At 24.8% G+C, this 25,041-nt stretch carries 26 protein-coding genes and 1 other RNA gene; 19 read left to right on the top strand and 8 right to left on the bottom strand.

Going from position 1 to position 25,041, the window contains the following annotated elements:
• Nucleotides 1-6: 6 nt before the first annotated feature.
• Nucleotides 7-1,356, bottom strand: coding sequence for a tRNA (N6-isopentenyl adenosine(37)-C2)-methylthiotransferase MiaB (miaB, locus tag H0H62_RS02115; RefSeq protein WP_185860558.1), 1,350 nt, complete (start codon nt 1,354-1,356; stop codon nt 7-9).
• Nucleotides 1,357-1,416: 60 nt separating this feature from the next.
• Nucleotides 1,417-2,589 carry a nicotinate phosphoribosyltransferase gene (gene pncB / locus H0H62_RS02110; RefSeq protein ID WP_185860557.1) on the bottom strand — a complete coding sequence of 391 codons (1,173 nt, stop codon included), beginning with the start codon at nt 2,587-2,589 and terminating at the stop codon, nt 1,417-1,419.
• Between the two features lie 196 nt (nt 2,590-2,785).
• On the opposite strand from pncB, the gene H0H62_RS02105 reads away from it, so the two are divergent.
• The 5 genes from H0H62_RS02105 to H0H62_RS02085 all read left to right on the top strand — a co-directional run bounded on the left by H0H62_RS02105 (nt 2,786) and on the right by H0H62_RS02085 (nt 5,430).
• Complete coding sequence (locus H0H62_RS02105) at nt 2,786-3,058, top strand: RNA recognition motif domain-containing protein (protein ID WP_185860556.1); 273 nt, start codon at nt 2,786-2,788, stop codon at nt 3,056-3,058.
• 125 nt (nt 3,059-3,183) lie between these two features.
• Nucleotides 3,184-4,077: a 4-hydroxy-tetrahydrodipicolinate synthase gene (gene dapA, locus H0H62_RS02100; RefSeq protein WP_185860555.1), complete on the top strand. Its 894-nt coding sequence runs from the start codon at nt 3,184-3,186 to the stop codon at nt 4,075-4,077.
• Between the two features lie 5 nt (nt 4,078-4,082).
• Entirely contained in the window at nt 4,083-4,589 is a 507-nt protein-coding gene (locus H0H62_RS02095) for a ferritin (protein WP_185860554.1), read from the top strand.
• A 233-nt stretch (nt 4,590-4,822) separates the two neighbouring features.
• Entirely contained in the window at nt 4,823-5,107 is a 285-nt protein-coding gene (locus H0H62_RS02090; protein WP_185860553.1) for an outer membrane protein assembly factor BamD, read from the top strand.
• 11 nt (nt 5,108-5,118) lie between these two features.
• Nucleotides 5,119-5,430 (top strand): hypothetical protein, encoded by a 312-nt coding sequence (locus H0H62_RS02085; RefSeq protein ID WP_185861009.1) that lies wholly within the window; start codon nt 5,119-5,121, stop codon nt 5,428-5,430.
• Here H0H62_RS02085 and fsa read toward each other — a convergent pair whose 3' ends face one another.
• Nucleotides 5,431-6,093 carry a fructose-6-phosphate aldolase gene (gene fsa, locus H0H62_RS02080; protein WP_185860552.1) on the bottom strand — a complete coding sequence of 221 codons (663 nt, stop codon included), beginning with the start codon at nt 6,091-6,093 and terminating at the stop codon, nt 5,431-5,433.
• Nucleotides 6,094-6,208: 115 nt separating this feature from the next.
• Between fsa and lpdA the strand changes: the two genes are divergently transcribed.
• From lpdA to obgE, 3 genes are all read left to right on the top strand, one after another.
• Nucleotides 6,209-7,609 carry a dihydrolipoyl dehydrogenase gene (gene lpdA / locus H0H62_RS02075; RefSeq protein ID WP_185860551.1) on the top strand — a complete coding sequence of 467 codons (1,401 nt, stop codon included), beginning with the start codon at nt 6,209-6,211 and terminating at the stop codon, nt 7,607-7,609.
• Nucleotides 7,610-7,709: 100 nt separating this feature from the next.
• Complete coding sequence (locus H0H62_RS02070; protein ID WP_185860550.1) at nt 7,710-8,288, top strand: adenylate kinase family protein; 579 nt, start codon at nt 7,710-7,712, stop codon at nt 8,286-8,288.
• A gap of 2 nt (nt 8,289-8,290) precedes the next feature.
• Complete coding sequence (gene obgE, locus H0H62_RS02065) at nt 8,291-9,277, top strand: GTPase ObgE (protein ID WP_185860549.1); 987 nt, start codon at nt 8,291-8,293, stop codon at nt 9,275-9,277.
• Here obgE and clpX read toward each other — a convergent pair whose 3' ends face one another.
• Nucleotides 9,278-10,480, bottom strand: a complete 1,203-nt coding sequence (gene clpX, locus H0H62_RS02060) for an ATP-dependent Clp protease ATP-binding subunit ClpX (protein ID WP_185860548.1) — start codon at nt 10,478-10,480, stop codon at nt 9,278-9,280.
• 40 nt (nt 10,481-10,520) lie between these two features.
• Nucleotides 10,521-10,621: signal recognition particle sRNA small type (ffs, locus tag H0H62_RS03105), an RNA gene on the bottom strand.
• A gap of 150 nt (nt 10,622-10,771) precedes the next feature.
• Between ffs and H0H62_RS02055 the strand changes: the two genes are divergently transcribed.
• Nucleotides 10,772-12,397, top strand: a complete 1,626-nt coding sequence (locus H0H62_RS02055; protein WP_185860547.1) for a CTP synthase — start codon at nt 10,772-10,774, stop codon at nt 12,395-12,397.
• Complete coding sequence (yidC, locus tag H0H62_RS02050) at nt 12,394-14,184, top strand: membrane protein insertase YidC (RefSeq protein WP_185860546.1); 1,791 nt, start codon at nt 12,394-12,396, stop codon at nt 14,182-14,184. Before H0H62_RS02055 ends, yidC begins: the two co-directional genes overlap by 4 nt.
• A gap of 21 nt (nt 14,185-14,205) precedes the next feature.
• Here yidC and H0H62_RS02045 read toward each other — a convergent pair whose 3' ends face one another.
• On the bottom strand, nt 14,206-14,817 hold the full coding sequence (locus tag H0H62_RS02045; protein WP_238784120.1) for a biotin--[acetyl-CoA-carboxylase] ligase: 612 nt from the start codon (nt 14,815-14,817) through the stop codon (nt 14,206-14,208).
• Nucleotides 14,790-14,969 carry a hypothetical protein gene (locus H0H62_RS03075; RefSeq protein ID WP_238784119.1) on the bottom strand — a complete coding sequence of 60 codons (180 nt, stop codon included), beginning with the start codon at nt 14,967-14,969 and terminating at the stop codon, nt 14,790-14,792. The genes H0H62_RS02045 and H0H62_RS03075 overlap by 28 nt, the downstream gene beginning before the upstream one ends.
• A 118-nt stretch (nt 14,970-15,087) precedes the next feature.
• Between H0H62_RS03075 and rsfS the strand changes: the two genes are divergently transcribed.
• Genes rsfS through H0H62_RS02025 form a run of 4 tightly spaced genes read left to right on the top strand, consistent with a single transcriptional unit; the run spans nt 15,088 to nt 18,951 of the window.
• Nucleotides 15,088-15,408: a ribosome silencing factor gene (gene rsfS / locus H0H62_RS02040; protein ID WP_185860545.1), complete on the top strand. Its 321-nt coding sequence runs from the start codon at nt 15,088-15,090 to the stop codon at nt 15,406-15,408.
• 47 nt (nt 15,409-15,455) lie between these two features.
• Complete coding sequence (gene ftsH / locus H0H62_RS02035; protein WP_185860544.1) at nt 15,456-17,411, top strand: ATP-dependent zinc metalloprotease FtsH; 1,956 nt, start codon at nt 15,456-15,458, stop codon at nt 17,409-17,411.
• Between the two features lie 24 nt (nt 17,412-17,435).
• Complete coding sequence (locus H0H62_RS02030) at nt 17,436-18,260, top strand: phosphatidate cytidylyltransferase (RefSeq protein WP_185860543.1); 825 nt, start codon at nt 17,436-17,438, stop codon at nt 18,258-18,260.
• 28 nt (nt 18,261-18,288) lie between these two features.
• Entirely contained in the window at nt 18,289-18,951 is a 663-nt protein-coding gene (locus tag H0H62_RS02025) for a phosphatidylserine decarboxylase family protein (RefSeq protein WP_185860542.1), read from the top strand.
• Between the two features lie 25 nt (nt 18,952-18,976).
• Here the strand turns inward: H0H62_RS02025 and dnaK are convergent, their stop codons facing one another.
• Nucleotides 18,977-20,887 (bottom strand): molecular chaperone DnaK, encoded by a 1,911-nt coding sequence (gene dnaK / locus H0H62_RS02020; protein ID WP_185860541.1) that lies wholly within the window; start codon nt 20,885-20,887, stop codon nt 18,977-18,979.
• A 202-nt stretch (nt 20,888-21,089) separates the two neighbouring features.
• Here dnaK and rplM point away from each other — a divergent pair, with 202 nt between their 5' ends.
• The 5 genes from rplM to gpmI are packed head-to-tail and all read left to right on the top strand — an operon-like array spanning nt 21,090 to nt 25,028.
• The gene (gene rplM, locus H0H62_RS02015) at nt 21,090-21,533 is read left to right on the top strand and encodes a 50S ribosomal protein L13 (RefSeq protein ID WP_185860540.1); all 444 of its coding nucleotides are present in this window, start codon (nt 21,090-21,092) and stop codon (nt 21,531-21,533) included.
• 5 nt (nt 21,534-21,538) lie between these two features.
• Nucleotides 21,539-21,916, top strand: coding sequence for a 30S ribosomal protein S9 (rpsI, locus tag H0H62_RS02010; RefSeq protein ID WP_185860539.1), 378 nt, complete (start codon nt 21,539-21,541; stop codon nt 21,914-21,916).
• A 14-nt stretch (nt 21,917-21,930) separates the two neighbouring features.
• On the top strand, nt 21,931-22,653 hold the full coding sequence (rpsB, locus tag H0H62_RS02005; RefSeq protein ID WP_185860538.1) for a 30S ribosomal protein S2: 723 nt from the start codon (nt 21,931-21,933) through the stop codon (nt 22,651-22,653).
• Nucleotides 22,650-23,474 carry a translation elongation factor Ts gene (gene tsf, locus H0H62_RS02000; protein ID WP_238784118.1) on the top strand — a complete coding sequence of 275 codons (825 nt, stop codon included), beginning with the start codon at nt 22,650-22,652 and terminating at the stop codon, nt 23,472-23,474. Before rpsB ends, tsf begins: the two co-directional genes overlap by 4 nt.
• 15 nt (nt 23,475-23,489) lie before the next feature.
• Nucleotides 23,490-25,028, top strand: coding sequence for a 2,3-bisphosphoglycerate-independent phosphoglycerate mutase (gene gpmI / locus H0H62_RS01995; RefSeq protein WP_185860537.1), 1,539 nt, complete (start codon nt 23,490-23,492; stop codon nt 25,026-25,028).
• The last annotated feature ends 13 nt before the right edge of the window (nt 25,029-25,041 follow it).

The following is a 25,041-nucleotide window of genomic DNA, read 5'->3' as shown; positions in this document are numbered from 1 at the left end:
TTTACATCATTTGCAATGTTTTCCTATTAAAGTTGCAGATGTGGTATCTATTATTTTTACATAAACTAAATCCCCAATATTTAAGTATTTTTTAGGAAAAACTACTATTATATTTTGTGTATTTCTTCCATACCAATATTGATTATTTTTTTTTGATTCTCCTTCTATTAAAACTTCTTCTATTTTATCTAAATGCTCTTGCATTCTATACAATGAATGATTTCTTTGTAAATCAATAATTTCTTTTAATCGTCTTTTTTTGATATTGACAGGAACATTATCCTTTAATTTTCTATATGCATAAGTTCCAGGTCTAGGAGAATAAGAAAACATATATCCATAATTATATTTGATTTCATTCATTAAACTTATAGTTTTCTGATGATCTTCTTCATTTTCATTACAAAATCCAGTCATAATATCATGAGAAATAGAACATTCTGGAATAATACTTTTAATTTTTTTTACCAACAAAAGATATTTTTCCCGTGTATATTTTCTATTCATTAATTTTAGCATTTTATTACTTCCAGATTGTACAGGTAAATGAATATGTTTGCAAATATTTCTATGTTTAGAAATTACTTTTAGGACTTCATTAGACATATCATGAGGGTTTGATGTAGAAAATCTAATTCTCATAAAAGGGATTTCTTTAGCTATAAGATCTAAAAGTTTAGAAAAATCTACAATATTTTTTTTCATCATATCTGTTCCTATCCATAGATAAGAATCTACATTTTGTCCTAAAAGAGTGATTTCTTTAAATCCATTATGATATAAACGTTTACATTCCTCAATAATATAATATGGATCGCTACTTCTTTCTCTTCCTCTGGTAAAAGGGACTATACAAAATGTGCACATGTTATTACAACCTCTTGTTATACTTAAAAAAGTTGTTATTTTTTTATGATTTGGGTTTATTTTTTTTACAAAACTTATATCCGCATAAGTTTCATTGTTTTTTCTAGCAACATAAGGATATTGTTTCCCCATTATAGAATAATAAATAAAATTAGGTATTTCTCTATAAGAATCTGGATTGACAAAAAAATCTACTATTTTTTTTTGTAAAAAAAATTTTTTTATTTCTTTTGAAAAACATCCTACAATTCCAATCCAAATTGGTCTTCTTTTTTTAATAAATTTTAATTGTTCTAATCTTTTTTTTAAGGTAAATTCAGCGTTTTGTCGAATAGAACATGCGTTTATCAAAATTATGTTTGCTTGATTTAAATTTTCAGATAAAATAAAACCATTATTCAATAAAATATAAGTGATAATATCACTATCTGCTATATTCATTTGACAACCATAATTTTCAATATAAAAACTTTTATTTTTCATATGCATAATATATACAATAAAAATACATAATGTCATTATGTCATGAATAAAAAACTATTTTATACATTATATATGAAGAATTTTTTTAGCAAAACAAATCATATTTTTTTCTCCTGTAGATTTTTCTTTTATATTTGAAAGTTTTACCACTGATATCCATTTTTTTTCTGGAAGAGCTTTTACCATTTTTATAACAATTTTCATAGAAGGTAAACCTACATCATTAGTAAAATTGGTTCCTATACCAAAACAAGTGTTTATTTTATTTTTACAGAAAGAAGAAATATAAGCGACTTTACATGGATCAAGATTATCTGAAAATATGATTTTTTTTCTTATAGGATTTATTTTAAATTTTTTGTAATGTTTTATTGTTTCTTTAGTGAAAAAAATGGGATCTCCACTATCATGTCTAATTCCCTTAAAAATATTTGAAAATTGTTTATTAAAATTTTTGAAAAAAATTGGAGAAGTATATGTGTCAGATAAAGCTATTCCTAAATTCCCTTTATAAATATTAAACCAATTTTCCATTGCTATGCGATCTGCTATACGAAATCCATATTTTGCTGCATGAAACATGACCCATTCGTGTCCTTGTGTCCCTATTGGTTTTTTTGAAAAAATATGAGAAAGATGAACATTACTGCTTCCCATAAAAAATGGGGTCCCTTCTTCTGTTAACGTTTTTAGAACTAATTTATGTACTTTATAAGAAAATCTTCTTCTAGTTCCAAATTCTCCAATTTTTACTTGTAATTTTTTATATTTATTTAATTTTTCTTTTGTTATACTTGTAATTTTTTTTTCTGATATTTTCTGTCTTTTTGTTAATTTATAATATAATTCAGATATAATGGCCATCAAAGGAACTTCCCATAATATAGTCCGACTCCATAGTCCTTCTATATGCATTTGTATATTTTCTCCTCTTTGAAAAATATTTACTTCTTTTGGATTATATTGGTATTTATTTAAAAAATCTAAATAAGAAGAATCTAAATAAGGACAATTTTTTTCTAAAAAAATCCTTTCTTCATTTGAAAGTTTTAAATAAGCCATTTTATTTAAATTTTCTTTCAGAATTTTATCAAAATTTTTAGGAAAAGAATGTTGTCCTCTATTTATAAATTCATATTTAGCTTTTGCTAATGGAAATAACTTAATTACAGCATTTTGCATTGTAAATTTATAAAAATCATTATCCAATAATGATGATATAATAGAAAAATTATTCATTAAAGGTGTTTTTTATAATTATTAAAAAAAAGAATTTTCAAATCTAACACAAAAATTCAAAAAATTTTATTTTTAAGTCTTTTTTTTTAAATAAAAAAAATCATTATTTAAATTTCTTTTAGGTTTGAATAATATATTTTTCTTTTTTAGAAAAAATATTTCTATAAATTTGCTTTTAAAACAATTTATTTTTAATATGGACAATACGAAACTATACGTAGGGAATTTATCTTATGATATGACAGAACAAGAATTGAAAAAATATTTTGAATCTGTGGGAGAAGTTACTCATGCAAAGATAATTTTTGATGAATCTACATCAAGCAGAAGAAGTAAAGGATTTGGATTTATAGAGATGTCTAATGAAGAAAACGCTAAACAAGCTATAGAAAAATTGAATGGAACAGAATTTATGGGTAGAAATATTATTGTATCTGCAGCTAGGCCGAGAGCAAAAAGAGATTATTAGTCTTTGTTTTGTGTTTATTGCGCTTACATCTGTTTTTATTTTTTTTTACAATATTGTGATTAAATAAACATGAAATAACAATTATATTTATCATATAATAAATATAAAATGTAGTAAACTAATCTATGAAAAAATTATATGGAACAGGTGTAGCGTTAGTTACTCCTTTTAAAGAGGATGGAAAAGTTGACTTCAATGGACTTCAAAGGCTTGTAAAATATGTTTTGGATAATAATGTTGATTATCTGGTTGCATTGGGGACTACAGCAGAAACAGCTACATTAAACAATGAAGAAAGATGTGATATTGTAAAATGCATTCAAAATGCTAATTATAAACAACTTCCTTTAATATTGGGAATCGGAGGAAATAATACGAAAGATGTTATAAAAGAAATAAATAGCATAAAAAACTTATCAGATTTTTATGCTATTCTTTCAGTATCTCCTTATTATAATACTCCCTCTCAGGAGGGAATATATCAACATTTCAAATCTATTGTAAATTGTACAGAGGGAGATATTATTCTATATAATGTTCCTAAAAGAACAGGATCTAATATTATACCGGAGACTGTTTTACGTTTAGCTTATGATTTTAATAATATAATTGGGATAAAAGAAGCTTCTGGAAATATTTTACAATCTTATAAAATTATTAAGCATAAACCAGAAAATTTTAGTGTCATATCAGGAGACGATTTTATAACTTTGCCTGTTATATTAGGTGGAGGAGAAGGTGTGATTTCCGTCATTGCTCAAGGATTTCCTGATAAAATTTCTAAGATGATATCTTTTGCAAGGGATAATAATGTGAAAAAAGCTTTTTCTATTTTTTATAAAATTATTAAAATAATAGATCTTATTTATGAAGAAGGGAATCCTACAGGGATTAAAACTTTTTTAGATGTAATAGGAATATGTGATCCATATGTTAGATTACCATTATTAGTTGGAACTAAAATTTTAAGAGAAAAAATGTTGTATTTTTTAGAACAAATTAATAAAATAAGTGATTGAAAAATATGATAAGTGAAAAAATACAAAAAGGGTTAACTAGACAGTTAAACAGAGAATCAGAATCTTCTCAATTATATTTATCTATGGCATCTTGGGTAGAGAGAAAAGGTTACGAAGGTATCTCTGAATTTTTATATGATCATTCTAATGAGGAAAGAATCCATATGTTAAAAATTATTAGATATATTAATAAAAGAGGAGGAAATGTTATTTTGAATAATATATCAATGATAAATGTAACATCCCTATCTTTAAAAGAATTGTTTACAAAATTATTTGAACATGAAAAAAAAATTTCCAAAGAAATTAATTTTTTAGTCGAAATTTCTTTACAAGAAAAAGATTTTTTTACATATCATTTTTTGCAATGGTATATTGAAGAACAAATTGAAGAAGAGGCTTTAAGTAAAATGATTTTAGATAAAATAGAATTAATAGGAGAAGATAAAGGAGGTTTATATTTATTGGATAAAGACATGAAAAACTTTCATAAAAAAAAAAATTATGATTAGAATTCTTTTTTTGAAATTAGCATTATTTATTAATTTTCTTTTTGAAGGATGTTCTTTTTTTATAGAAAAAAAAATCGGTTTTATCAGAGTAGGATGCATTAAAGGAATTTGAAAAACGTTGTTATCTTTCGTCTTTATTTAAATTTTAAACAAAAAAAAATATTGCAATTAACGAATTTAATCAATTCATTAAAGAATATTCTGATAGTATAAAAGCTAAAGAAGCTTATAGGTTGCTTAATAATTTATTAACAAAAATAGAGAAAAAAAATTATTGTATAGCCAATTCTTATTTTTTAATGCAAAGATATCAAGCTTCTTTAATTTATTTTAAAGATCTTATTAATGATTTTCCAAAAAGTCATTTCAAAGAAAAAGTTATGTATAAAATTTGCGTATATCAATATCAACTTTCTAAAAAAAAAGATTTTATAAAATCATATGAAGAATATATGAAAAATTTTCCGTATTCTTTTAATGTAAAAAAACTAAAGGTTTTATATAAGAAATTAAAATGATTGTAAATTCTATGAATTTTTTAAGAGATATTAATGCTCCAATAAATACGGAAACTATAGATCGTATTCAGATGGAAAAAAAATCGGGAAAAAATATATATGAAACTATATGTATATTAGAAAATATAAGTCAAAAAATTAACAATAAAATTAAAGAAGATTTGTATACTAAATTAGAAGAATTCAATTTTATGAATAAAAATAATCTAGAAGAAATTTTTGAAAATAAAGAACAAATCGAATTATCAAAATTATATGAAAAACTTCCAAAATCTACATCTATTTCTATTCAATATTTATTAGATGGAAAAATAAAAATTTGATTATTTTATTTTACTATGAAAATCTTTTATAAATTTATCTAATCCTATATCAGTCAATGGATGATTTAATAAAGAATAAATGACATTTATAGGAGAAGTTGTAGCATATATTCCAATTTTAGAACATTCTATAATATGCAAAGGATGGCGTATAGAAGCCGCTAATATTTTTGTTTTAAAATGATAATTTTCATATATATTTTTTATTTCTCGGATTAAATTTAATCCGTTATGAGATATATCATCTAATCTCCCTAAAAATGGGGAGACATAGCTTGCTCCAGCTTTAGCTGCTAGGATAGCTTGTCCTGTAGAAAAAATTAGAGTACAATTTGTTTTAATTTTTTTATTAGAAAAATATTTAATTGCCTTGATCCCATTTTTCGTTATGGGAATTTTTACCACAATTTTTGGGTGTAGAAAAGAAAGTTCTTCTCCTTCTTGAATCATTTTATTATAATCAGTACTAATAATTTCTGCGCTCAGATTTTCTTCATTTTTTAAACGTTGACATATAGATATATAATGTTTCTGAATGTCTTTTTGATTGAAAACAGATTCTTTTGATATTAAAGATGGATTTGTTGTAACTCCGTCTAACATACCTAATGATCTTGCTTCATCAATTTCTTTTAAATTAGCTGTATCTATAAAAAACTTCATAATTACTACTATATAGTATACAAATTTATAATATTTTCATTAATAAAAAGAATAACTTTTTTATTTATAAATAAGAAAAATCTGTAAATTTAAATGTTTTATTTATATTACGGTTATGCATTTTGATATTATTATTTTAGGAAGTGGACCAGGAGGTTATGTAGCTTCTATACGTGCTGCACAACTTGGAATGAAAACAGCTGTAGTGGAAAAAGATTCACTTGGGGGAGTTTGTTTAAACTGGGGATGTATTCCTACCAAATCACTTTTGAATAGTGCAAAAATTTTACAATCCATAAAAAACAATGGAGAATTATTTGGGATAAAAAATAAAGATTTTGAAATAGATTATTCTAAAATTCTTGATAAGAGTAGAAGAACCGTTGATCAAATAAAAAAAGGAGTTTCGTTTTTAATGAAAAAAAATGGAATTCATGTTATTTATGGAAATGCACAGTTAAAAAAAAGAAAAAAAATAGAAATTTTTAAAGATGAAAAAAGCATCGGAGAATATTCTGCTTCACATATTATTATTGCTACTGGTGCAATTCCTAAAGTTGATACAAAATTTCAATATGATAGAAAAAAAATTATAACATATAAAGAAGCATTATCCTTATCTTCATTACCAAAAAAAATGGTAATTATAGGTTCTGGTTCTATAGGATTGGAATTTGCTTATTTTTATCATTCTATGGGGACGAAGGTAACAATTATAGAAATATGTTCTAAGTTATTTCCTAATGGAGATGATGATATATCTGATTATTTGAAATTATCTTTTGATAAAGTAGGAATTAAAAATTATATATCTTCCAATATAAATAAAATCACTTATAATAATGATAAGAGTGAAGTCATAGTTGATATTCAAACATCATTGAAAAAAAATGTTGTATTAAAAGTAGATACTATTTTATACGCTATAGGAGTCGTTCCAAATATTAAATATATTGGATTGGAAGAGATAGGGATTCAAATAGAAAAAGGATTTATCGTTGTTGATGAAAATTATCGTACGAATGTAGATGGATATTATGCTATTGGAGATGTAATTCAAACTCCTTCTTTAGCTCATGTAGCCTCACATGAGGCAATAAATTGTATTGAAAATATAAAAGGTTTAAATTTTCCAAAAATAGATTACAATAATATTCCAAAATGTGTTTATTCTCTTCCTGAAATAGCTTCAGTAGGTTATACAGAAAAAGAATCTAAAAAAAAGGGGTTTCAAATAAAAGTAGGAAAATTTCCTTTTAGTGCTTTAGGAAGATCTATTTCTGATAATAATACTGATGGTTTTGTAAAAGTAATTTTTGATGATAAATATGATGAATGGTTAGGATGCCATATGATCGGGAATCATGTTACAGATTTAATTTCAGAAGTGGTAGTTTCTAGAAAATTAGAAGCAACAAGCTATGAAATTTTGGGAAGTATACATCCTCATCCTTCATTAAGTGAATCTATTATAGAATCTATAGCTAATGCTTATGGAAAAGCCATTCATTTATAATTAATAATATACTTACTTCTTCTATATTTCCACACATAACATATTTAATTTATATATCTATTGTATTTTTTTGCATAAAATTCATAATTTTTATTATTTTATGATACATATTATATTGTTTGGCCCACCGGGTTCTGGAAAAGGGACTCAAGCTGAAATCATGTCAAATAAATTTGGGTTCATACACCTATCTACTGGAATGATATTTAGAGATCATATGAAAAGGAAGACGAATTTAGGAAAACTAGTGAGTTATTATATAAATCAAGGAATATTAGTCCCTGATGTAATTACCACAAATATGTTAAATATAGAAATAAAAAAACATTGTAAGGCTAAAGGTATTATTTATGATGGATATCCTAGAACCAAAAATCAAATATTTTCTTTAGAGAAAATATTAACAGAATTTTGTTTAGGTAAAATTAATATTATTTTTTATTTTTTTATTCAAAAAGATTTGATAATCAATAGATTATTCAAAAGAAGAATAACGGATTATCGTGATGATGATACGGATATTATCACAGTTCAAAGAAGAATAAAAGAATACGATAAAGAAACATCTATGATATGGAATCATCATAAATGTAAACATAATTTAATAAAATTAAACGCTTCTTTATCTGTAGAAAAAATTTCTATTTTTATAGAAAAAAAAATAATGAATCTATTATAATTATGAAAAACTCTTTTGTCGATTTTATAAAAATTTATTGTAAAAGTGGAGATGGAGGGTGTGGATGCGTTCATTTTTATAGGGATAGACATATAAGTAGAGGGGGCCCAGATGGGGGAACAGGAGGAAAAGGAGGAAATATTATTATTAAAGGAAATTCTAACATTCATACTTTTTTACATTTAAGATATCATAAGCATTGGATAGCTAAGTCCGGATTTCCAGGAAAAGGAAATAACATAACTGGGGCAAATGGAAAAGAGTTATTAATAGAAGTACCTGTAGGAACTGTAGTAAAAGATGAAAAAAAAAATATTTTAATGGAAATAACCAAAAATCTTCAAAAAAAAATTTTATTTGAGGGAGGAAAAGGAGGAAAAGGAAATGCTTTTTTTAAAAATTCTATTTATCAGTCTCCTGACTATGCTCAATCGGGAATGAAAACAAAAGGAAATTGGATTTTTTTAGAATTAAAAATATTAGCAGATGTAGGATTTATAGGGTTTCCTAATACTGGAAAATCTACTTTACTTTCTATAATAACAAAAGCTAAACCTAAAATAGGAAATTTTGCTTTCACAACGAAAATTCCAAATATAGGAGTGGTAGAAGTAGATTTCAATTCTTTTTTAGCGGCTGATATTCCTGGAATTATAGAAAGAGCGTCTGAAGGTAAAGGTTTAGGACATCATTTTTTAAGACATGTAGAGAGAAATTCCGTTTTGTTATTTTTAATTTCTTCAGAAACAATAGATAAAAAAAAAGAATACTTTATTTTATTAAATGAATTGAAAAAATTTAATTCAAATCTTTTAAATAAAAAACGTTTATTGGCAATATCTAAATCGGATTTAATCAATGATGAAAAAAAAAAGGAAATAAAGGAATTTTTTTTTAAATTAAAAGAAAATATTATTTTGATTTCTTCTTTTACAAAAGAAGGATTATCAGAATTGATCAAAAAATTGTGGAAACTTATTAGAGAATGATTAAGAATAAAAAAGTTTTTGTTTTACTATATTTTGATCTATATTTAATGTAGATTGAACATTTTCTATATCAAACATATAATCTAAAAATATTTTTTCACAAAATGTCCGTAAGCCTCTGGCTCCTAAACCTAATTGAAAAGTTTGATCCACTATAATATTTAAGGCGTCATCTGTTATATTTAAAGAAATATGATCCATATCAAATAATTTTTTATATTGTTTGATTAAAGCATTTTTTGGTTCAATTAAAATTTGTTTTAATGTATTTTTGTTTAGTGGATTTAAATAAGTAACAACAGGGAATCTTCCTATAATTTCAGGAATTAATCCAAAATTTTTTAAATCTTCAGAAAGAATATTTTTTAGATAATTATTTTCTATATTTTTTTTTCTTTTGTCTTTAGTCATAAAACCTATAGACATTTTTTCTGTTCTATCCGAAATAATTTTTTCTATACCATCAAAAGTTCCTCCAGCTATAAATAGTATATTTTCAGTATTAATTTGTATCATTTTTTGATCTGGATGCTTTCTTCCTCCTTGTGGAGGAACATTGATTACGGATCCTTCCAATATTTTTAGTAACGCTTGTTGTACACCTTCTCCAGATACATCTCTAGTAATAGAAGGATTATTACTTTTTCTAGAAATTTTATCTATTTCATCCAAAAAAATGATTCCTTTTTCAGCATAATCTATATTATAATTAACAGATTGTAATAATTTACTTAAAATAGATTCGACGTCTTCCCCTACATACCCTGCTTCAGTTAGAGTAGTAGCATCAGCTATAGCAAAGGGGATTTTCAAAAGTTTTGATATAGTTTTTGCTAGTAAAGTTTTTCCTGTTCCTGTTTCCCCAATCAATAATACATTAGATTTCTCTATTTCTATATTTGTCTCATTTTGTTTTTCTATGCGTTTATAATGATTATAAACAGCTACGGATATAATTTTTTTGGCTTCATTTTGTCCCACAACATATTTATCTAAAAAAGATTTTATTTCTTTTGGTTTTTTTATCTCTATAAATTCATTATTATTTTTATTACGAGTATTCTTTAATAAAAATTTTTTATGAACTATAGAGTAAGTTTTTTCGACACAGTCGTTACAAATATGTCCATTTATTCCTGATATAAGAAAAGTGATATCATTTTTATTCCTTCCACAAAAATTACATTTTAACAAATATTCCATAAATTCCTTTTCTTTTTTTATTATGAAATGGGAGATAAAAAAGGGGCAAGCTTAACTACATCACATCGCTACAACCTGATTCCCTTTGCTGTGTTCCCACCCTGGAGGATTGATAGGGAGCTGATTGTGTAGAACTTGCCCCAAATATTGGTAAATATAAAAAAAAAATCATAAATTCTCATTTTTTAAATTAGAATTTATTATCCAATTTATAGATCAATTTTTATTGAACTCTTCTTTTTCAGAAGAGTTCAATAAAAATTTGTTTAGTTTGTTTTATTTTTTATTTTGATGGAAACAAAATATATTTTTGTTACAGGAGGAGTCAGCTCTTCTTTAGGAAAAGGAATTGTTTCAGCTTCGTTAGGTATGTTATTAAAAGCGAGGGGATATAAAATTTCGATATTAAAATTAGATCCTTATTTTAACGTAGATCCAGGAACTTTAAATCCTTATGAACATGGAGAATGTTTTGTGACTAAAGATGGAGCAGAAACAGATTTAGATTTAGGACATTATGAACGATTTTTAAATCAAGCTACAACTAAAGAAAATAATGTAACATCAGGTTTTATATATAAAACAGTAATAGATAATGAAAGAAAAGGAAACTATTTGGGAAAAACAGTACAAGTTATTCCACATATTACTGATGAAATTAAAAGACGGATAAAAATACTTGGAGAATCCCAAAATTATGATATTATTATTACTGAAATAGGAGGAACTGTAGGCGATATAGAAAGTTTACCTTACGTTGAATCAGTGCGTCAATTAAAGTGGGAATTAGGAAAATTTAATGGATTAGTAATTCATTTGACGTTACTTCCATATATTACGGTTACTGGAGAAATTAAAACAAAACCAACACAACATTCTGTTCGAAATTTAATGGAAAATGGAATACAAGCAGATATTATAGTCTGTAGAACAGAAAAACATATATCGGATAATATTAGAAACAAATTGGCTTTATTTTGTAATGTTAAACCAAAACATGTTATTGAATCAATAGATACTAAAATTATATATGAAATTCCTTGTTTATTAAATTTACAAAATTTTGATGAAGTCGTATTGAATCATTTAAATTTATCTACCATTACAACTCCAGATTTGGATAAATGGAAAATTTTTATTAAAAAATATAAAAATCCAAAATATGAAATTAAAATAGCATTAGTTGGAAAATATGTTTCTTTACATGATTCTTATAAATCAATTACGGAAGCTTTAATTCATGCAGGAACAAAAAATGAAACTTATGTTGATATAAAATGGATTTATTCAGAAATGATAAAAGAGAAAAATATAAATGAATATTTTAAAGGAATTTCAGGAATTTTAGTTGCTCCAGGATTTGGAAATAGAGGAATAGAAGGAAAAATACTTGCAGCAAAATATGCAAGAGAAAATCAAATCCCATTTTTTGGAATATGTTTGGGGATGCAAATTGCCGTAATAGAATTTGCTAGAAATGTATTAGGATTAACAAAAGCAGAAAGTTATGAAACAAATCCAAATACATCTTATCCAGTAATAAGTTTAATGGAGAAACAAAAAACATTAACTCATACAGGAGGAACAATGCGTTTAGGAACATGGAAATGTTCTCTTGTAAAAGGATCTAAAATATTTTCTATTTATGGAGAAAAAAAAGATGTCTTTGAAAGACATCGTCATAGATATGAATTTAATAATGATTATTTGAAATGTTTTTCTAATGCTGGAATGAAGGCAGTTGGAATTAATCCAGAAACAGGTTTAGTGGAAGCGTTAGAATTAGAAAATCATATTTTTTTCTTAGGCGTTCAATATCATCCAGAATATCAAAGTACAATAACGAATCCACATCCTTTATTTATTAATTTTATACAAGTATCTATTATAGTTTCTCAGAATTCTTCTTATATATGAAGGAGAAAAATTTAGATTATAGCTATATAATAGGATTTATTCTTATATTGTTTGTTTTAATAATTTTTACTTATTTTAACAATAACTACCATAGTGGTTATAATAGAAAACCAAGTTTAAACCATAAAGAATCTTTTACAAAAGAAGATATTTTTCTTACGACAAAAAGAAAAAAAAATGACTTTTTTTTATTAGAAAATGATGTTTTAAAACTTAAAATATCTAGTTTAGGAGGAGGAATTGATGATGTTATTTTAAAAAAATATAAAGCATATAATTCTTCATTATCATATCATACTAAAAATCTTTATTTAATAAAAAATTATAGTTTATTATATAAATTATCTTTTTTTTATAAAAAAGGATTGAATATTGACACAAATACTTTATATTTTAAACCTTTTTTATTAGAAAAAAATAAAGCTTCTGGAATTAAAACTCTTATCATGAGAGCTAAAAATCCTTATGGAAAAGGATTTTTAGATTACATATATACAATAGAAGAAAAAAATCAGTATGATATTGGTTTTTCTATTCGAATTAAAAATTTTGATTCTTTTGATGAGAATAAAAAACATGGATTTTATCTCAATTTAGAGCATAAAATTTTGTCTCTAGAAAAGGATAGAAATTGGGAGAATTCTTATACTCAAGTATATTATTCTGTTTCTAACAAAAATTCAAATAATTCCCATACTGTAAACTATTTATCTGAAAAAAAAACGGAAGATAAAAATATATCTGAAACGAATTGGATTGCTCATAAGCAACAATTTTTTTCTTTTGTATTTATTCCAAAAAAAATATTAAAAAATGTTTTTATTAGATCTGAAAATTTATCTTCTGGATCTTTTTTAAAAAGAATTCAATTAAAAACATTTATTAATACGGGAAAATATGAGGAGCATCATCTTTCTTTTCGATTTTATTTTGGTCCTTTGGATTTAAAATTATTAAAAAAATATCAAAATGGATTCGAAAATATTATTCCATTTGGATGGGGGGTTCTAAAATGGATTAATAAATATTTTTTTTTAGTAGTTTTTCAATTTTTGGAAAAAACAAATTTAAATTATGGTATTATCATTATTTTGATGACTGTAGTTGTAAAATTTATATTATTTCCAATTACTTATAAACAATATAAATTGAGCGCTATGATGAAATTGATTCGTCCAGAAATTGAAAAATTAAATCATAAATATAGAGGAGATGTTTTTAAAAAACAGAGAGCGATAATGGACTTATATCATCATGTGGGGATTAATCCAATGTCTGGATGTATTTCTACATTATTTCAGATTCCTATTTTCTATTCTTTATTTAAATTTTTTCCTACTATAATTAATTTGAGAGGAAAATCTTTTTTATGGGTGGAAGATCTTACTTCATATGATTCAATTTTAAAATTACCTTTTTTTATTCCTTTTTATGGAAATCATGTAAGTTTACTAACTTTATTATATTCTTTAGCGTTGTTAGTTTATACAAAATTGAGTAATGATGGAAGAAAAGATTTTACACAAAATGAAAATGATTCTTCTATTCCTGATATGAATTTTATATTATATTTAATGCCTGTCATAATGTTGTTTTTCATAAATAGTTATGCCTCCGCTTTATCTTTATATTATTTTACGTCTAATATAATTAATATTGTATTTTTCTTTTTTATTAAAGAATTAATGTTGGATGAAAAAGAAATTTTTTTAAAAATTCAAGAAAAAAAAATTATAAAACGTAATGATTGGAAAAATATGATAAAAAAAATAGGATTAAAAAAATAGCAAGAAAAAGGTATAAAAATACTACAGAATAAAAAATTCTATTTCTTTATGAAAAAAAAAATAGAATTTTTTATTAGATTCAATGACTAAAAACCCTTTATCTGTTATAGATCGTATTATGCCTAGAATATAATTATTTGTTTTATAAATATAAAAAATAGAGATTTTATCTTTCAAGTATAGATGATTGATGTAATATTCTCGTATAAATTTCTCTCCATAAATTATAAAAAGAAGGTATTCTTTTTGAATAAAATATATAATATTGTAAAAAAGGTAATCTAAATCAAAATTTAGATTAAATATTTCTTTTAAAGAAGAAGCATTCCATTTTTTTTGAAATTTTTTTTGATAAATATTTAAACCTATTCCAATAATAATATTATAAATTTTTCCTGAAAAAAGACTATTCTCTATTAAAATTCCTCCTATTTTTTTATCATCTACGATAATATCGTTGGGCCACTTAATCCAAATTTTTTCTTTATTTTTTTTATTATAATATTCAGATAAAATTTTATGTATAGCATTACTTACAATAACATTTATAATATAAATTTTTTTTGTATGTAAAGTTTTAATAGGTTTAAAAACAATACTAAAAGTTAAATTTTTTTTTTTTCTGCATGCCATAAATTTTGATCCATTCCTATTCCTTTGATTTGATTCATTGTCCAAATGATTATCCAATTATATTTTTCATGAATATATTTTCTAGCATATTGATTTGTAGAATTAATTTTTTTTAATATAATTAGATTTATAGGCCAAATAAGTTTTTTCAAAATGTTTTGTAAAATTTAACTTCTTTAAAACGAAAACCTTATTTTTGTTTTTTGAAATAAATTTAATAAAATAAAAATTTGTTTATTTATTTAACAATATTAAAAAATAATTTGTGTTTTGTTATTAGATAAAATCATAGAAGGGATCCAAATGGTTAAAGGAAAAAATATATCTGTTATAAATTTAAAAAATAGAGATAATTTTGTTTGTGATTATTTTGTTATTTGTAATGGAGATTCTCATAATCAAGTATATGCTATTTCTCAATCTATAGAAAAAATGATAATTGAAAAATTACAAAAAAAACCTTGGCATGTAGAAGGATTGAAAAATAGAGAGTGGATTTTAGTTGATTATGTTTCTATTGTTGTTCATATTTTTCAAGAACAGTTAAGATTCTATTATGACATAGAAAATCTTTGGAATCATAATACATAAAATATAACTAAGGTTTTTATTTAAAATTAAGCAATGAAGAAACCTATATGATAAATAAAAAAATAAAAAGTAAAAATAACTTTTTTTGGGTATATGCAGTTATATTTGCTATATTTTTAGGTATATTTTTTTTTAAATCTTCTTTTTCTAATCCTAGAAAAATAGATCAAGATACTTTTTTTCATATCTTATCGAAAGGAAAAGTTCAAAAAATTATAGTAAAACATAGAGAAATAGTATATGTTTATTTGAAAAAAGAATTTTTACCATTTAATAATTCTAATCGAAATATTATTAAAAATAATGAATCTGAAAAAAGTTTCATGACACAACCATTACAATATGAATTTGAAATAGGAGATTTACAGTTTTTTCAAAAAAAATATGAAGAATATAAGAAAAAATATGATTTAAGTACTGTTATTGATTTTAAAAATCAACAAGAATATACCATAACTAAATTTTTCTTTGATTATGGTATATTTTTTATATTATTAATTATTTTTTGGATTTTTTTATTTAGAAGAATAGGATCTCCTAGTGGAGGCCCAGGAGGTCAAATATTTAATATTGGTAAATCCAGAGCTAAGTTATTTGATGAAAATGATAATGTAAAAATAACGTTTAAAGATGTTGCAGGTTTAGAAGGGGCTAAAGAAGAAGTTCAAGAAATAGTGGAATTTTTAAAAAGTCCACAAAAATATACTAAACTTGGAGGAAAAATTCCTAAAGGAGCTTTATTGATAGGTCCACCAGGAACAGGAAAGACTTTATTAGCTAAAGCTGTGGCTGGAGAAGCAAAGGTCCCATTTTTTTCTTTATCAGGATCAGATTTTGTAGAAATGTTTGTAGGAGTAGGAGCATCTAGAGTTAGAGATTTATTTGAAAAAGCAAAAGAAAAATCTCCATGCATTATATTCATTGATGAGATAGATGCTATAGGAAGAGCTCGTGGAAAAAGCAGTATAGCTGGATCAAATGATGAAAGAGAAAATACTTTAAATCAACTTTTAACAGAAATGGATGGATTCGGAACTCATACTAATGTAATTGTATTAGCTGCAACTAACAGATCCGATATTTTGGATAAAGCTTTACTTCGTCCAGGTCGTTTTGACCGTACTATATTAGTAGATCCACCTGAATTAAATGAAAGGAAAGAAATATTTTGTGTCCATCTTGAAAGATTAGTATTATCTGATAACGTAGATATAGATTTTTTAGCAAGACAAACTCCAGGATTTAGTGGAGCGGATATTGCTAATGTTTGTAATGAATCAGCTCTCATTGCAGCAAGAAAAGATAGATCTAAAATAGAAAATCAAGATTTTCTTGACGCAATAGATCGTATTATTGGGGGTTTAGAAAAAAAGAATAAAATTATAAAACCAAATGAAAAAAAACGAATTGCTTATCATGAAGCTGGGCATGCTATAATTAGTTGGTTATTAGAACATGCAGCCCCTTTAGTAAAGGTTACTATAGTTCCAAGAGGAAGATCATTGGGGTCAGCATGGTATCTTCCAGAGGAAAGACAATTAACCACTCCAGAACAAATGAAAGATGAAATATGTGCATTATTAGCTGGAAGATCTGCCGAAGAAATTATTTTTAGATCTATTTCTACTGGAGCCTTAAATGATTTAGAAAGAGTTACTAAACAAGCTCAATCTATGGTAGCAATTTTTGGATTGAATGAAAGAATTGGAAACATTTCTTATTATGATTCTACAGGACAAAATGAATTATCTTTTTCAAAACCTTACAGTGAAAAAACGGCTCAAATTATAGATGAAGAAATATCTAAAATTATAACAGAACAATATCAAAGAGCTAAAAAAATATTGAAAAATAATGAAAAAAAATTGTCGTTATTGGCTAACGAATTATTAGAAAAAGAAGTTATTTTTAGAGAAGATTTAAAAAATCTATTTGGAGAGAGACCTTATACTGATGAAATCGGTGATATGTTAAGTTCTGTTAGTAATATATCTTCTTCTTGATTTGATAATGAATTTGAATATAAAATGAAAAAAAAAAAAGATTTAGACTTTATAATAAGATTTATTACCGGTTTGATTTATGTAATTTCAATTATTTTTTCTATTGAAAAAGGAGAAAAAACTTTTCGAATAGTAATGATGATATTATCTTTATTTTGTTTGTTTGAATTTTTATTAATACTAAGAATAAACACTATTTTAATAAAAATTACTTCTTTATTTTTTTTACTTTCTATTATTATGGATATTTTTATAGGAAAAGAAAAAGGATTAATTTCATATATCATTTGTTTCATCCCTTATTCTATAATTTTTCTTATGATTCAATTATTTTCTAAAAAATATTCTCATAAAGAAAAAATAATACAAGCGAGTCATCTAATTTTTGGATTAATGTATATTATTATGCCTTTTTATTTAGCATCTTATATATATACTATGATTCATAATGGAAAACAATTAATTTTAGGTATATTTATTTTAATATGGACAAATGATTCTTTATCCTATTTAATAGGAAAAAAATGGGGGAAAAGAAAAATAGCTATATCTGTTTCTCCTAAAAAATCAATAGAAGGTGTTATTGCTGGTTTATTTTTTTGTATAATATTAGGATTTTTTTTATACAAAGTATGGGGAGAAAAATATTGGTTTATTTTATCTTTCACTATTCCTATTTTTTCTACTATTGGAGATCTTGTAGAATCTACTATTAAAAGATCTTGCAGTGTTAAAAATTCCGGAGTTTTGTTTCCTGGTCATGGTGGATTTTTAGATAGATTAGATAGTTTTATTTTTGTGATTCCTATTATAGCCACTGTCGTAACTAGTTTGGTTTATATTTTTTAAATATATTAAAAAATATAATTTTGTGATCATGATTCATAAAGAAGGAATTGTATTTTTAGGATACACATTAGTAATAATACTATTATTAGTGATATTTTTTTTCTTTTTATTGTGTAGATTAATTTTTATTTTCGTATCAATTTTTTTGATCGCTTTTTATCTTTTTTTAATTTTTTTTTTTAGAAATCCAAAGAGAAATTTATATGAAAAAAATTATAATAAAGAAACAATAATTTCTCCTGCTGATGGTAAAATTTTAGATATACAACAAATTTTTGAAAATGAATTTTTAAAAAAAAACTGTATATGTATTTCTATTTTTATGTCTCCTTTTAATGTCCATGTTAATAGATTTCCTGTGTCTGGAAAAATTATTTATGTAAAATATCATCCTGGTAAATATATAATAGCTTGGCTCCCTAAATCTTCATTACATAACGAACGTACAACAATAGTAGTAGAAACCAATAAAAAAGAAAAAATATTATTTAGACAAATAGCTGGGTTTTTGGCTAGACGTATTATTACTTATGCGAAAAAGAATGCTATAGCAAAAAAAGGCCATGAATTTGGATTTATTAAATTTGGATCTAGAGTTGATGTTTTTTTACCATTAAACTCTATAATTTTAGTGAAAAAGGGAGAAAAAGTTATTGGAGGAGAAACTAAAATTTCTATTATTCCATTATAATAGACTCCCTTTATCTTATAAATTTTTATTTTACCTCTTCATAATCTACATCTTGTACATTTTCATTTCCTTTGCTGCTTTTTTCTTCATTTTCTTTTTCTTCTTTTTTATTTGATTGATTATTTTTATTTATATTTTTTGTATTATAAATTTCTTGAGAAGCATTAGTCCAAGCTTCATTTAGTTTTTTCATATAATTTTCAATAGAAACAAAATCTTTTTTAGAATGAGCTTCTTTTAATTTTTTTAAAGAATTTTCTATATTTTTTTTATTATTTTCAGATAATTTATTTCCATAATCTTTCAATTGTTTTTCAGATTGAAAAATTTGATTGTCTGCAGTGTTTAATTTTTCGATTTCTTTTTTTATTTTTTCATCTTTTTGGGCATTTTCTTTTGCCTCTTTTTTCATTTTTTCGATTTCTTCTTGATTTAATCCTGAAGAGGTTTCTATACGTATTGATTGTTCTTTTCCTGTTCCTTTATCTTTCGCAGAAACATTAAGTATTCCATTCGCATCTATATCAAAAGTTACCTCAATTTGAGGAATTCCTCTAGGAGCTGGAGGAATATCAACTAAGTCAAACCTCCCTATTTCTTTATTATCATTGAACATAGGTCTTTCTCCTTGTCCTACACGTATAGTTACTGCTGATTGATTATCAGATGCTGTAGAAAAAACTTCTGATTTTTTAGTAGGGATTGTAGTATTAGATTCAATAAGTTTTGTAAAAACTCCTCCTAAAGTTTCAATTCCTAAAGATAAAGGAGTAACATCTAATAGCAATACATTTTGTACATCTCCCGTTAGTACACCTCCTTGTATAGCTGCCCCAATAGCGACGACTTCATCTGGGTTAACTCCCTTAGATGGTTTTTTTCCAAAAAATTTTTCTACTTCTTCTTGTACTTTTGGCATACGTGTAGACCCCCCAACTAAAATTACTTCGTCTATATCTTTAGTTATTAAATTTGCATCTTTTAATGCTTTAGAACAAGGATTAATGGAGCGTTGTATTAATTTTTCTGACAATTGTTCAAATTTGGAACGTATAAGGGTCAATACTAAATGTTTTGGCCCTGATTCCGTTGCTGTAATGTAAGGTAGATTTACTTCTGTTTGATTTGAAGAAGATAGTTCGATTTTAGCTTTTTCAGATGCTTCTTTCAAACGTTGTAAAGCCATAGGATCCTTTCTAAGATCTAATCCTTCTTTAGATTTAAATTCACTTGCTAAATAATTAATAATAACTTGATCAAAATCATCTCCTCCTAAATGTGTATCCCCATTAGTAGATAGAACTTCAAAAACTCCATCTCCTAATTCTAAAATAGAAACATCAAAAGTACCTCCTCCTAAATCGTATACAACAATTTTTTTATTTTGATTATTTTTATCTAAACCATAAGCTAAAGCAGCTGCAGTGGGTTCATTTATAATTCTTTCTACTTTTAATCCAGCTATTTCTCCAGCTTCTTTAGTCGCTTGTCTTTGTGCATCGTTAAAATAAGCAGGGACCGTAATTACGGCTCTATTAATTTCTTCTCCAAGATAATCTTCAGCTGTTTTTTTCATTTTTTGTAAAATCATTGCAGATATTTCTTGTGGAGCATATAATCTATTTTCTATATCAACACGAGGAGTATTATTTCCACCTTTTATAACTTTATAAGGAATATGTTTTAATTCTTCAGATACTTCTGAATACATTCTTCCCATAAATCTTTTGATTGAAAAAATAGTTTTTTTTGGATTTGTTACCGCTTGTCTTTTAGCAGGATCTCCTATTTTTCTTTCTCCTCCTTCTACAAAAGCTACTATAGATGGAGTTGTCCTTTTCCCTTCTGAATTAGGGATGACAACAGGATCATTGATTTCCATAACAGAAACACAAGAATTGGTTGTTCCTAAATCTATACCTATAATTTTACTCATTTTTATTACGTTTTTTCATATGTTAATTTCATTCAATAGCACTCCAATCATTATGCCATAATGAAAATAAAACCTTTATAAATAAAGGGGAGAGGTTGTATGACAAGAAAAAACTTTTTTTATAAAAATTTTTTATGACAAAAAGTCATTCATTAAAATTTTTAAAATTTCTTATATTGATAAAATAAAATAATAAATAATTATGGATTTTTTAAGTTTAAAAACGATTTCAGCTAAAAAAAGTTCGGTGGTTCAATCTTGGATAGTAATAGATGCAACGAATCAAATATTGGGAAGATTATCCACTAAAATTGCTTGTATTATAATGGGGAAACATAAACCTTTTTTTTCTCCAAACATTAATTGTGGAGATCATGTAATTGTTATTAATTCAAATAAAATTAAACTTACTGGAAAGAAATGGAATGATAAAAAATATATTCATTATACTGGGTATCCAGGTGGGAAAAAAATCGTTTTTTTTAAAAATTTATTTAATAAAGATTCAAGGAGTATAATATATAAATCGGTTAAAGGAATGTTACCTAAAAATCGTTTAGGACGATTGATTTTTAAAAATTTACATGTCTATCCAAAATCTGAGCACAAACATCAAGCACAAAAACCTTTTTTATTTAAAAAATAAAAATTATGATACATACTATAGGAAGAAGAAAAAGATCTCTTGCTCGCATATATTTAAAAATAGGAGATGGATTAATAACTGTTAATTCTAAGAGATTGGATCAATATTTTCCGATATATCTTCATAAAAAAATACTATATCCTATTGAAATAATAAAAAAATTGAGTCAATTTGATATAACTATAAAAGTTTTTGGTGGTGGATTTAATGGTCAAGCGGAAGCAATTCGTCTTGCCATATCTCGTGCACTTTGTCAAGTTGATATAAAAAATAGAAAAAAATTAAAATCTGAAGGGCTATTAACACGTGACTCTAGAGAAGTAGAAAGGAAAAAATTTGGACAAAAAAAAGCTAGAAAAAAGTATCAATTTTCAAAACGTTAGAAATTAAAAATATAATGAGAATAAATACTCAAGATTTGTTGCAAGCTGGTGTTCATTTTGGACATATTGCACGAAAATGGAATCCTAATATGCGTCCTTTTATTTTTATGAAAAAAGGAGGAATTCATATTATAGATTTATCAAAAACAATTTTAAAATTAGAGGGAGCTTGTTATGGATTAAAACAAATAGCAAAAAATGGAAAAAAAATATTATTAGTGGGAACAAAAGCTCAAGCGAAAGAAAAAATTTTCTTTTATGCAAAAAGTATAAATATGCCTTGCATAACAGAAAGATGGTTGGGTGGTTTACTTACAAACTTTACAACGATTCGTAAGTCTGTAAAAAAAATGAATAATATAGAAAAAATGAAAAAAAACGGAATTTTTGACACTTTATCTAAAAAGGAGAGATTATTAATTGATCGATTATATGCTAAATTATATAAAAATTTAGGAAGTATTTCGAATATGAATCATATACCAGGCGGTATTTTTTTAGTAGATCCAAATAAGGAAAAAATAGCTTTAACTGAAGCTAAAAAACTAAAAATACCCGTTTTTGCTATGGTAGATACGAATACAGATCCCAATAAGATTGAATATCCTATCCCTTCTAATGATGATTCTTCTAAATCTATAGATATTATTTTAAAATTTGTATCAGAAGCAATTCAAGATGGAATTTATATGAATAAAAATGAACGTATAGATAAAAATTTTGTTTATAAAAAATGATGAAAATTTCTGTACAAAAAATTGATAAACTTAGAAAAATAACAGGGATTGGAATTATGGATTGTAAACAGGCATTGATTCAATCAAATGGAGACATAGATAAGGCTATTCGTTTTTTAAGAAAAAAAGGAGAAAAAATAGCAATGAATCGTTCATTATATAAAATGAAAGATGGAGCTCTTATTGCTTCTGTTGATTTGAATTATTCTTGTGGAACAATTATAGGTATTAGTTGTGAAACCGATTTTTTATCCAAAAGTTATGAATTTTTGAGTTTTTTATCTATACTTTCAAAACATTCATTATTATTCCATAATAAAATGGATTTTTTATACAGTTCATATAAAGAATACGAAAGTATACAGGATTTGATTATAAATCAAATGGGAGTTGTAGGAGAAAAATTAGAATTAAAAATTTTTGAAAAAATTGACTCTCCATTTGTGATAAATTACACTCACAATACTAATAATAAAATAGCGGTATTAGTTGGCTTTTCTGATAAAGTACGTAATGTATCTGTAGCTAAAGATATAGCGATGCATGTAGCCGCTATGAATCCTATAGCTATTAATGAAAAAGAAATTCCCAAATCATTAATAAACGAAGAAATTGATATTATTGAAGATCAATTTCGAAAAAAGAATAAACCTGATTCTGTAAAAGAAAAAATGATTCAAGGAAAAATTAAAAAATTTATATTAGAAAATACTCTTCTTAATCAAAAATTTATAAAAAATAATAAAATAACTGTTCAAGAATATTTAGATAAATATGATAAAAATTTAAAAATAAATCTTTTTAAAAGAATAAGTATATAATATAAAGAAAGTTAAATGAAAAAATTAATATTAATAATATTAGATGGGTGGGGTCTTTCTTCTTCTAAAAATTATTATTCTTCTGCAATAGAACAAGCATTTACACCATTTATTAATTATTGTTCTAAAAATTATCCTTATAGTAAATTGAAAGCATCAGGATATGATGTTGGATTACCTAAAGGGCAAATGGGAAATTCAGAAGTTGGTCATATGAATTTGGGATCTGGACGTAAGATAACTCAAAATTTAGAGAAAATTAATCTTTCTATTAAAAATAATTCGTTTATAAAAAAAATAGATATTTTTTTTAATGAAATTTCTATTTCTAAAAAAAGAATTCATTTTATTGGATTATTATCTGATGGAGGAGTTCACTCACATATGAATCATCTTTTTTATTTACTTAAAATAGCTCATATAAAAAAAATAAAGAATGTATTTATACATGCTTTTACAGATGGAAGAGATACTTCTCCAAAAAAGGGGGCTTTTTATATAAAACAACTTTTAAATGTAACTGAACAATATGTTGGAAAATTGTCTTCTATTATAGGAAGATATTATTCAATGGATCGTGATCATAATTGGGAAAGAACTAAAAAAGCATATAACGCAATGGTTCATTCAAAAGGGATTTATACTAAAAATATTATTTTATCTATAAATAAATTATATGATAATGGAATAACAGATGAATTTTTATCTCCTTTAATAATTGTTGATGAAAACGAAATTCCAATTTCAAGAATAAAGAATGGAGACGTTGTTTTTTGTTTTAATTTTCGTCCTGATCGTTCCAGACAAATTACAGAACTTTTAACGGAAAATAATACTTTTTTTTCAAAAAAAAACAAATTAAATTTATTATATTATATAACTATGACTTGTTTTAATCCTAAATATAAAGGAATTCATGTTCTTTTTGAAAAAGAATATTTATCAGATACTTTGGGTGAAATTTTAGAGAAAGAAGGGAAAAAGCAAATACGTATAGCTGAAACAGAGAAATATCCACACGTAACCTTTTTTTTTTCGGGCGGGAAAGAGGCTCCTTTTAACCGAGAAATAAGAATTTTATGTCAGTCTCCTAGAGTTCCTACTTATGATTTAAAACCTGAAATGAGTGCAGAAAATATCGTTAAAAAAATTATTCCTGAATTGAAAAGAAAACAATCAGATTTTATTTGTTTAAATTTTGCAAATCCAGATATGGTAGGCCATACTGGTAAAATGAAAGAAACAATAAAAGCATGTGAATTTGTTGATAAATGTGTAAAATATTGTTCCGAAGAAGCTATCAAAAATTCATACACGGTTGTTATAGTAGGAGATCATGGAAATGCAGATTTTATGATAAATCCAGATGGGACTCCTCATACAGCTCATACTACATCTCTAGTTCCTTTTATTATTTTAGATAAAGATATAAATAAACAAAATATTTTTTTAAAAAAAGAAGGAATTTTATCAGATGTAGCTCCTACTATTCTTAAATTAATGGGACTTCCTGTTCCTAAAATTATGAGTGGAACTTCTATGATCATAGAATAATAATAATTATCAT

This window comes from Blattabacterium cuenoti, from assembly GCF_014251695.1.
Lineage (GTDB): Bacteria > Bacteroidota > Bacteroidia > Flavobacteriales > Blattabacteriaceae > Blattabacterium > Blattabacterium cuenoti_T.
This window is presented reverse-complemented; position numbering and strand designations above follow the sequence as displayed.

Bases quoted from the DNA above. Each gene is read 5' to 3' on its own strand.
- H0H62_RS02030 (WP_185860543.1), top strand. From the start codon at position 17,436: ATGAAAAAAAAAAAAGATTTAGACTTTATAATAAGATTTATTACCGGT.
- H0H62_RS02085 (WP_185861009.1), top strand. From the start codon at position 5,119: ATGAATTTTTTAAGAGATATTAATGCTCCAATAAATACGGAAACTATA.
- lpdA (WP_185860551.1), top strand. From the start codon at position 6,209: ATGCATTTTGATATTATTATTTTAGGAAGTGGACCAGGAGGTTATGTA.
- H0H62_RS02070 (WP_185860550.1), top strand. From the start codon at position 7,710: ATGATACATATTATATTGTTTGGCCCACCGGGTTCTGGAAAAGGGACT.
- miaB (WP_185860558.1), bottom strand. From the start codon at position 1,356: ATGCATATGAAAAATAAAAGTTTTTATATTGAAAATTATGGTTGTCAA.
- tsf (WP_238784118.1), top strand. From the start codon at position 22,650: ATGATGAAAATTTCTGTACAAAAAATTGATAAACTTAGAAAAATAACA.
- dapA (WP_185860555.1), top strand. From the start codon at position 3,184: ATGAAAAAATTATATGGAACAGGTGTAGCGTTAGTTACTCCTTTTAAA.
- rpsB (WP_185860538.1), top strand. From the start codon at position 21,931: ATGAGAATAAATACTCAAGATTTGTTGCAAGCTGGTGTTCATTTTGGA.
- H0H62_RS02055 (WP_185860547.1), top strand. From the start codon at position 10,772: ATGGAAACAAAATATATTTTTGTTACAGGAGGAGTCAGCTCTTCTTTA.
- obgE (WP_185860549.1), top strand. From the start codon at position 8,291: ATGAAAAACTCTTTTGTCGATTTTATAAAAATTTATTGTAAAAGTGGA.
- clpX (WP_185860548.1), bottom strand. From the start codon at position 10,480: ATGGAATATTTGTTAAAATGTAATTTTTGTGGAAGGAATAAAAATGAT.
- dnaK (WP_185860541.1), bottom strand. From the start codon at position 20,887: ATGAGTAAAATTATAGGTATAGATTTAGGAACAACCAATTCTTGTGTT.
- yidC (WP_185860546.1), top strand. From the start codon at position 12,394: ATGAAGGAGAAAAATTTAGATTATAGCTATATAATAGGATTTATTCTT.
- fsa (WP_185860552.1), bottom strand. From the start codon at position 6,093: ATGAAGTTTTTTATAGATACAGCTAATTTAAAAGAAATTGATGAAGCA.
- pncB (WP_185860557.1), bottom strand. From the start codon at position 2,589: ATGAATAATTTTTCTATTATATCATCATTATTGGATAATGATTTTTAT.
- rplM (WP_185860540.1), top strand. From the start codon at position 21,090: ATGGATTTTTTAAGTTTAAAAACGATTTCAGCTAAAAAAAGTTCGGTG.
- rpsI (WP_185860539.1), top strand. From the start codon at position 21,539: ATGATACATACTATAGGAAGAAGAAAAAGATCTCTTGCTCGCATATAT.
- gpmI (WP_185860537.1), top strand. From the start codon at position 23,490: ATGAAAAAATTAATATTAATAATATTAGATGGGTGGGGTCTTTCTTCT.
- H0H62_RS02045 (WP_238784120.1), bottom strand. From the start codon at position 14,817: ATGGCATGCAGAAAAAAAAAAAATTTAACTTTTAGTATTGTTTTTAAA.
- ftsH (WP_185860544.1), top strand. From the start codon at position 15,456: ATGATAAATAAAAAAATAAAAAGTAAAAATAACTTTTTTTGGGTATAT.
- H0H62_RS02095 (WP_185860554.1), top strand. From the start codon at position 4,083: ATGATAAGTGAAAAAATACAAAAAGGGTTAACTAGACAGTTAAACAGA.
- H0H62_RS02105 (WP_185860556.1), top strand. From the start codon at position 2,786: ATGGACAATACGAAACTATACGTAGGGAATTTATCTTATGATATGACA.
- H0H62_RS02025 (WP_185860542.1), top strand. From the start codon at position 18,289: ATGATTCATAAAGAAGGAATTGTATTTTTAGGATACACATTAGTAATA.